The organism is Treponema socranskii subsp. socranskii VPI DR56BR1116 = ATCC 35536 (assembly GCF_000468115.1).
Taxonomy (GTDB): Bacteria; Spirochaetota; Spirochaetia; order Treponematales; family Treponemataceae; genus Treponema_D; species Treponema_D socranskii.
In genome coordinates this window covers 143,403-152,319 of record NZ_AVQI01000020.1, presented here as the reverse complement: position 1 = coordinate 152,319, position 8,917 = coordinate 143,403, and the positions used below count along the sequence as shown (strand labels likewise).

Annotated in this window: 7 protein-coding genes; 1 reads left to right on the top strand and 6 read right to left on the bottom strand. The window is 47.2% G+C overall.

The window, feature by feature from the left end; genetic code table 11:
* Nucleotides 1-149: 149 nt before the first annotated feature.
* The 6 genes from HMPREF0860_RS03565 to HMPREF0860_RS03535 all read right to left on the bottom strand — a co-directional run bounded on the left by HMPREF0860_RS03565 (nt 150) and on the right by HMPREF0860_RS03535 (nt 5,158).
* A complete protein-coding gene (locus HMPREF0860_RS03565; protein WP_021329726.1) occupies nt 150-986 on the bottom strand; it encodes an NYN domain-containing protein in 837 nt (278 codons plus the stop codon).
* Between the two features lie 111 nt (nt 987-1,097).
* Nucleotides 1,098-1,607, bottom strand: a complete 510-nt coding sequence (locus tag HMPREF0860_RS03560) for a putative lipoprotein (RefSeq protein WP_021329660.1) — start codon at nt 1,605-1,607, stop codon at nt 1,098-1,100.
* The gene (locus tag HMPREF0860_RS03555) at nt 1,607-2,458 is read right to left on the bottom strand and encodes a metal ABC transporter permease (protein WP_021329723.1); all 852 of its coding nucleotides are present in this window, start codon (nt 2,456-2,458) and stop codon (nt 1,607-1,609) included. The genes HMPREF0860_RS03560 and HMPREF0860_RS03555 overlap by 1 nt, the downstream gene beginning before the upstream one ends.
* A complete protein-coding gene (locus HMPREF0860_RS03550) occupies nt 2,455-3,165 on the bottom strand; it encodes a metal ABC transporter ATP-binding protein (RefSeq protein ID WP_021329687.1) in 711 nt (236 codons plus the stop codon). Before HMPREF0860_RS03550 ends, HMPREF0860_RS03555 begins: the two co-directional genes overlap by 4 nt.
* Nucleotides 3,166-3,247: 82 nt before the next feature.
* A complete protein-coding gene (locus HMPREF0860_RS03545) occupies nt 3,248-4,291 on the bottom strand; it encodes a metal ABC transporter substrate-binding protein (protein WP_021329733.1) in 1,044 nt (347 codons plus the stop codon).
* 402 nt (nt 4,292-4,693) lie between these two features.
* On the bottom strand, nt 4,694-5,158 hold the full coding sequence (locus HMPREF0860_RS03535) for a Fur family transcriptional regulator (protein ID WP_051169920.1): 465 nt from the start codon (nt 5,156-5,158) through the stop codon (nt 4,694-4,696).
* Between the two features lie 359 nt (nt 5,159-5,517).
* Between HMPREF0860_RS03535 and cas9 the strand changes: the two genes are divergently transcribed.
* On the top strand, nt 5,518-8,904 hold the full coding sequence (gene cas9, locus HMPREF0860_RS03530) for a type II CRISPR RNA-guided endonuclease Cas9 (protein ID WP_021329608.1): 3,387 nt from the start codon (nt 5,518-5,520) through the stop codon (nt 8,902-8,904).
* The last annotated feature ends 13 nt before the right edge of the window (nt 8,905-8,917 follow it).

Below are 8,917 nucleotides of genomic sequence, written 5' to 3'. Positions count from 1 at the left end.
TCGTATCAAAAAGCACGAGAAACGGCAAAGCTGATGGCTGAACGCAAGTACCCGCTCTCTGAGATCCACCTTATGACCGGTCTCTCGGAAGCGGAAATCGAAAAACTGTAATGTTATTTATTTTCCAAGCTCACCGTTCGATTTATTAATTATTCTTTTTCGACGGGGCGATATATTTTATTGCCGCCGCGGCCGCCTAAACCCGAACCTTTCATTTCAAAATCGTCGTCGAGGTAAGCGATCAAATCCGACAGCTTTTTAAATCCGAAATCGCGCGTGTCGAAACCGGGATTTTGCCGCTTAAACAGCGAACCCGCCGCAGCGACGGGCGCCCAACCGGTATCGTCGGCGTACTTTTCGTACGCGTTTGTAAGCAGTTTGTAAATCTGGCGGAACTGCTTGTCGGTCATCGTGTCGCCGTCCGCATTGACGCCGACCGTAGCGCCGGCTGCGGCCGTACCCCCTGCGGGAGCCGCTCGCTTTACTTTTGCACGCCGCTTGTGTGCGGCATCGATTTTTTCCGGCAGCGACGAATCTTCGACGCCGTGCAAATTTTCTATATAGATAAATTCGTCGCACGCGTTTACGAACGACACCGGCGTTTTCTTTTCGCCGACGCCGAACACGTACTCCTGCGATTCGCGGAGGCGCGATGCGAGTTTGGTAAAATCGCTGTCGGAGGAAACGAGCACAAACGTATCGTATTTTTCGGTATAGAGCAAATCCATCGCGTCGATAATCATCGCCGAATCGCTCGAGTTTTTTCCCTGCGTATAGCTGAACTGCTGTATCGGCAAAACGGCGTTTTCATTTAAAACGGTTTTCCACGCGCGCAGCTTGTCGCTCGAAAAGTCGCCGTACGCGCGCTTGGTGATGACATGCCCGTGCACCGCCATCTCTTCGAGGATAGCCGGCAATTTATTGTGCGGAATATTTTCCGCGTCTATGAGCACTGCGATTTTTTTTTGTTCGTCTATATCTACCATGACAACGAGTATAGCATATTTTCCGCCGATTGCAACTACGGCCGCGCTGACGGAAAATATGTGCGATAAAAATAGCTGTATTTTGCAGCGGCTTCGTTTGCGGTACTCGGTCTATTTCCGCACGGTCATATCGGCGTCGATCAAAAGCGTGTGCGTAAATCCGTCTTCTTCATACGTGTAAAAGGTCCCCTGCACGGTGATGTTCGTATTCGGTTCGGGGTAATCGGCGGGGTATGCATGTTCTCCGCGCAATCGGAATTCGATTCCCTGTGCGCAGCACGCGGTCGCATCCATAATGATACACGCAAAGGTATACGTACCTTTTTTTTCATCGGGATAGACGTAAAACATACCGTTCATTTTTACGGTTTTGCCGACGTAATTTTCCGGCTCGACCATCATATTGAACACTTCGGCATACACCATCGTCGCGCTCATCCGCGTCAAATCGACGACTCCCGTGTTTCGTTTTTGAGAAAAGAGCGCATTTTTAATCTGAGCCGGCAAAGCTTTTGCACAGCCTGAGAGCATTCCGACGGCAAGCAAAACGCATAATTTTATTCGTATGGAGGGTTCAATATACCGACGCGCTGCGGCGAGTTTGTTTATTAATTTTTTCATCAAGCACATCTCCGCTTCAGATTTTCGATACAGGAAAAAACAATGAATACTATAATGTGACCGGCGACGATTGTCGAGCCGACGGGAGTTCCGGCGACGATCGAAATAGCAAGTCCGAAGAATGCACAGCCGACCGACAGCAGCACCGAACAGATCGTAACGGCTTTAAAGCTTTTAAAAACCCGCATAGCCGACAGAGCGGGAAAGATGATGAGCGCGGAGATGAGCAAAGAACCGACGAGATTCATCGCGAGCACGATAACGATCGCGGTAACGACTGCGATGAGCAAATTGTATACGCCCGCCCGAGTGCCGACTGCGCGCGCAAAACTTTCGTCGAAGGTAACGGCAAAAATCTTTTGATAAAACAGCATGAACAGCGCAACGACAATGATCGACAACACGACGCATACGATTACTTCCGATTTTGTCAGCGTTAAAATCGATGTCGAACCGAAGAGCGTGCTGCATACGTCGCCGGTCAAATTTGCCGACGTCGAAAATATATTCATCAAGAGATAGCCGATCGCAAGCGCGCCGACGGAAATCATCGCAATCGCGGCATCTCCTTTGATTTTCGTATTTTGTCCGGTGCGCAGCAAAAGGATCGCGCAGAGAACGGTTACCGGCAGCATAAGGAGCATATTATTTGAAAAACGCAAAACGGTTGCAACGGCCATAGCACCGAATGCGACGTGGGAAAGCCCGTCGCCGATAAACGAAAAGCGCTTGAGCACGAGGGTTACGCCGAGCAGCGACGAACACAGCGCGATCAAAATACCGACGATAAACGCATAGCGCACAAAAGGATAGCCTACATAAAATGAAATTTCTTCTATCATGCCGTTCATCGCATTTTGCTCCTCGATTCCGGCGGCAAACCGCCCGCTCCGTTTTGCACGAACGCTTCCTTCGTTTGAAACGTCGCTCGCTCCCCCCCTATGTGCAGGATATGCGTCGCATAACGCAAGGCAGAAGGGATATCGTGCGAAATCATAATGATCGTAACGCCGTCGTCGTGCAATTCCTGTATCAATCGATACATATCTTCCGTCGCATTCGGATCGAGTCCCGATACCGGTTCGTCCAAAAGCAAAAGTTTTTGCGTGGAACAAAATGCCCGCGCAAGCAACACGCGCTGCTGCTGCCCGCCGGAAAGATCGCGGTACGAGCGGCCTGCAAAACGCGCGATGCCCATCCGTTCCATACTTTCGGCGGCAAGACGCTTTTCCGCTTTGTTGTAAAACGGGCGCATACCGCACCTTCCCTGACAGCCGGAAAGAACGATCTCGTACACAGACGCGGGGAAGTCCCGCTGTACGAGCGTCTGCTGCGGCAGATAGCCTATTTCATTCCGTTTCAAACCGTCGCCCGTCACAATCGTACCGCTTGAAGGGGCGTGAAGTCCGAGCAGCGTTTTTATCAATGTCGTTTTGCCCGAACCGTTTTCCCCGACAACGCAGAGGTAATCGCCTGAGTTTACGGAAAAAGTGATATCGCGCACGATCACGTTTGCGTCGTATTTCAACGATACGTTTTGACAAGCGAGCAATGCCATACAGCCTCCAAAAACGCGCGTTTGCAAATGCAAAACGTCCCGCAGACGGAACGCACCCGCAGGGCATTCCGCCTGAAGCGCTTTACTGCAGCGCCGATTTCAACACGTCGGCGTTTTTCGTCATAATCGACAGATAGGTGATACCTTTTTTGACATCATTCGACGTCGTCGATTGCATCGAATCGAGTGTCAAAATCTTTTGATTTTTCGCTTTCGTATTTTTAATAATCGTCTTGGCAATTTTTCCGTCCGACTTTTCGATCGTCAGTACGGCGGGAATGCCCAACTCATCGACTTTTTTTGCGAGAAATAAAATCGTTTTAAAACTCGCTTCCGTTTCCGCAGAACAGCCGACAAAGGCCGCATAATACGAAAGACCGTAATCGTCTACGAGATAGCGGAACGGAAAGCGGTCACCGAAGAGAACCGTTTTTTTCGACGCCGCATCGACGATCTTTTGATACTGCGCATCGAGCGCCGAAAGTTTTGCAGTGTAAGCGGCGGCGTTTGCACGATAGGTTTGCGCGTTTTTCGGATCGATTTCCGCAATTTTTTCGGCAATCGTATTGCACAAGATTTTTGCATTTTTCACGGACAGCCAAATGTGCTCGTCGTATTCCGGCCCCTCTTCATCTTCACCGTGTTCATGATGGTGTTCGCCGGCGCTTTCGTGTTCGTGATGATGCTCATCCGCGCTTTCGTGATCGTGATCGGCTTCCATGCCTTCGACGACTTCTTCTTCCTTCGCCGCATCTCCGAGCGAATCGAGGAGTTTCAGCACGACGCTGTTTTTATTTTTGATCTCTTTGCACGCATCATCCATCCACCCTTCGGATTCGCCGCCGACATAAACAAAAAAATTACATTCGGCAATCTTCGCGACATCGGCAACCGCCGGCTGATAGCTGTGCAGATCGACACCGTTGTCGAGCAGCAGTGTGAGATCGATTTTCGCCGCGCTGTTTTTCGTTATTTCGCGAACCCAATCGTACACGGGGAAAATATCGGTAACGATTTTTACCGTACCGTCCGACGCATTTTTTTTAGCAGGTGCGGCAACAGCGCCCCCTGCAACGAGCGCTGCAAAAATCAATGCAGACGCAATCTTAATAATATTTTTTTTCATAATAATTTTATAACCTCTTTCAATTTATTTTTGTTTTTTACAAAACCGCACAGTCGACAAGCAAGGGCGGCATATCGATTAAAAGTCCTTGTCAATTATTTAATTTAATCTTTTGCGAGACGAGCGTCAAACAAAATGCCGAGACACAAAAATATATTACCGCTTCCACCCGCTCATACGAGGGAGCAGCGACATACGCAGTTTCGGCCAAATAGATTTTCAGCTGCAATAAATTGTTTTTTACCGAACGGATACACGCGCATACGGGGCAATCCTCTCCACTGCAAACGTGAACGCTTTCGTGAACTATGTACCCGACGGAAACGATCGTTATCAAAAATAATACGGCATAAGCACATAGCGCTCGCTTCGTTTGCGCCGCTTTTCGCGCATAAACGTAACTCAATCTCTGCATACGTTTCGTTTTCCCGCCGAACACCGTGCGTGCTTTCGCCCCGAACATTCGCCGCAGGTTCCGTAGAGCACCGTCCGGTACGAATCGATTTTAAATCCGTGAGATGCCAGCAGATGGCTTTGCATCGCCGAAAATTTCGAACAGCACACGTGGATCAGCTTGCCGCAGTCTTTGCATTTGCAGTGAAAATACGGTTCCGCGTCGTGCCGTTTTTTGCCGCCGGTGTATTCGAAACAGGCGGGGCTGTTGGCGTCGATGATGTATTTGTTGACGATGCCCTCTTCGACCATGTGTTCGAGCCGGCGGTATACCGTCGCCGTACCGATCGCTTTGCCGTGCGATTTAAAATACGAACAGACCGCATGCACCGTAATGTGCGTACCTTTCATCGATTCCAAAAATGCGAGCAATTCTTCGTGTTGTTTTGTTTTGTACTGACTTTTCGTATTCATACGCGCAATTCTCAAAATGAGAACGATTCTCATTTTACCGAATTCCGCAAGATGCTGTCAAGGAGAGGGAAAGGAGGTTTTCGCACACGGCGGTATTGTATGCACGGCAATGTACGCATGGCGACGTGCATGTTTCTAAAAAACAAAAAGGAAGCCGAAGCTTCCTTTTTTCACGTGATGATTTTTACATTTTAGTAAAATGTAAAAACATTTTGCGGAGTCAAAGACTCCTTGTTAGCAGGTTGATCAAAAAAATTAATCAGTAACCGTAGTGTATAACAAAATTATTTTATTGTCAAATATTTTTTTCGGCCATATTTTTTTTACACAGTTTATATTTTTGTGCTATAATTATCATTATGAATGATAAAAATCAAAAGTACCGCTTGGGACTCGATCTGGGTACCAATTCAATCGGCTGGTGTATATATTCATTGGACGTCAACAATAAACCTGAAACGCTTATCGATATGGGCGTTCGAATATTTTCCGACGGGCGTGACCCGAAGACAAAGGAACCGCTTGCCGTGGAACGCAGAACTGCACGCGGATTGCGGCGGATTTTGCATCGAAGAAAGCTGCGCAGAAGGCAGATGTTTCGCCTGCTGCAGGAACAAGGCTTGATGCCGAACGATGCCTCTGAAGCGGCAGCGCTTAAATCCTTAAATCCGTATGAACTCCGCGTAAAAGCGCTGGATACAAAACTCGAACCGTATGAACTCGGCCGCGCTTTATTTAATTTATCCGTCCGCCGCGGATTTAAAAGCAATAGAAAAGAAGCGGTACAGGAAAAAGAAAAAGACAGTCAAAACGATGCAAAATCACAAAATGAAAAATGCGAACACCTTGCAAAAGCGATAAAAGATTCGGGCTGCAGAACACTTGGTGAATTTTTGTGGAAACATAAAAATACGGAAACGCAGCAAACAGAAAACGATGCACGCAATATCGGCATGCGCTTTGTGCCCGGCCGTTCGAATTATTATCCGACTCGCCGAATGTATGTCGAAGAATTCGATGCAATCCGCAAAGCGCAGGAACCCTATTACAGCGGCGTAAATTGGGATGCGCTTCATGAAAAATTGTTTTACCAGCGGCCGCTCCGTGCGCAGGAACGCGGCAAGTGCCGGTATATGCCCGACAAAGAGCGCACCTTTAAAGCGATGCCCTGCTCGCAAAAGATCCGCATTCTACAAGAAGTATACAACATGGATTACATCGACGAATACGGGAAAACGATTCCGCTCGAAGAAGCTCAAACGGACAGCTTGATTTCGCTGCTCGACAAAAGAGAAAAGCTTTCATTTAAGGCAATGAAAAAAGAGCTGGGGATCGATGAATCCTGTACGTTTAATTTGGAAAGAGGCGGACGGGAATATTTACAAGGAAATGCAGCCGCCGTTAAATTGCGCAACAAAAAAAGATTCGGCGAATTATGGGATTCTCTTTCTTTGGCAAAGCAAGACGCGATCGTTGAAAAACTGATTACGGCAGACGAAGATGCGGAAATCATCTCCATGCTTGCGCAGTATAATTTAACGGACGAGCAGAAGAAAAATATTGCCGTTACCGTCCTGCCGTCGGGAACGGCGATGCTGTGTAAAGAAGTGACGGAGATGCTCGTTCAAAAAATGGAACAAAACAAAATACCGCTGACCGTTGCCGTTCAGATGCTCGGTTATACATACGCCGATCAATCGGTTCGTGAAGAAGATACGCTTCCCTACTACGGTGCAATTTTAACCGGTTCCACTATGGGAGCGCATCCGGAGGCGGATGAATCGGAACCTGAATTGAAATACGGAAAAATAAGCAATCCGACCGTACACGTAGCGCTGAATCAAACCCGCACCGTTGTAAACGCGCTGATAAAAGCGTACGGTAAGCCGCAGCAAATAGTCGTAGAGCTTTCACGCGATTTGAAAGCGAGCAGAGAAGCAAAAGCACGAATTCAAAAAACGATCACTATGAACCAAAAGCGCAATGAGCGGGACAATAAAAATATTACAGATATCACAAAGATTCCATACCCTAACAGAAACGACCGATTAAAATACCGCTTATGGGAAGAATTAGGCAGCGGCAGCAATTCTTTCAGCAGAAAGTGTTTGTATTGCGGAAAGCCCATCAGCGGATCTGAAATTTTTACAGAAAATATTGAAATAGAACATATCCTTCCGTTCGGACGCACGCTCTTTGACGGCGAAACGAATAAAACGGTCGCGCATACGGACTGCAATAGGGATAAAGGCGACCGCTCGCCGTTTGAAGCCTTCGGTTCGAGTCCGAACGGGTATAATTGGCATGAGATTTGCGCAAGAGCAAATTCGTTAAAAAATCCTGCAAAGAGAACGCTGTTCGCAGAAAACGCGATGGAAAAATTTGAAAAAGACAACTCTTTTATACAGCGTCAGCTTACCGACAATGCCTACCTCTCACGTTCCGCGCTGCGGTATCTGCGATGCATCTGCAAAGATGTGTGGTCGATCAACGGAGGCATGACAAAACTGTTGCGCGACAAGTGGAATATAGATTCGATTTTAAAACGGAAAATCGACGATCCTGAAATAGCGCATTTCGAATTAAAAAACGATCAAATCGGACAATACAAAAAGAACCGCTACGACCATCGTCATCATGCCCTTGACGCTTCCGTCATCGCATTGATCGACCGCGCAATGGTGCAGGAGATTTCACAGCTAAACAAAATTCGGCTAAAAAACAGAATCGAAGCGCCGCAAATGCCCGTACTCCGCAGCGAATTGATCGAAAAAGTAAAGCATATCACGGTCAGTTTCAAACCCGATCACGGTCGGCAGGGAAAGCTTTCAAAAGAAACGCTTCTCGGCAAAATAAAAAAGATTGAAAAAGTCGATATCGATTCCATACAAACGGATGATATTGCCTCGATAAAGGACGATGCAATCCGTACTCGGTTTGAAACAAAACGCCGCGAACTTGGCGATATAACAAAAGCAAAAGCCGCATTAAAAACCGAGTTTCCGAAATTGGACGTCTTTAAAACATACTATGTTTCGCGTACGCCGATAGTGTCGCTTACGGAGAAAAACATAAACAGTATCGTCGATGAAAAAATAAAAGAAAAACTGAAAACATTTATTAAAGAACATGCCGATTTGTCTTTTGCGGAACAGCTGCAAAAATTCAGCGAAACGGAATGGATCGGAAAACCGAGCGCGGCAGGTAAACCCGGCAAAAAATACCGCATCGAAAAGGTGCGCTGTATAAACTGGGGACAAACACCGATTACGATTACGAGTTCCGCCGTCCCCCGTTACCTGTGTCCGGAAGATTATTTAGCGGCCGTCGTTTGGCAAATACCGTCCAAAAAGAAAGATACCGAACCCGAATACAAAGCGACATTTCTCCGACGTGATGAATTTGACGTCAACAATAAACCTAAAAAATTGGAAAAACCGCATGATGCGGCACAGTATATCTGTATGCTCTATAAAGACGACTACCTCGAGTTCACTGAAAGCGGGGCAACACATCTTTGCAGAATAGCAGGGCTTCCGGCATCGCAAAATAACAAGATCGACATCCGCCCGATATATGCGGTTTCTGACTGTAAAGATTGGATTATCGCGACAAATGAAAATATGCTTGAGCCCTGCTGGAAACCGCAAAAAGAAGAAAAGCGTATTTCGGTAAATGTGCTGTTCGGAAAGCACAAAGCGCGCAGCGTAACGGTTAATCCGATCGGACGTGTTTTCCGAAAATAATAATTTCCCGTGT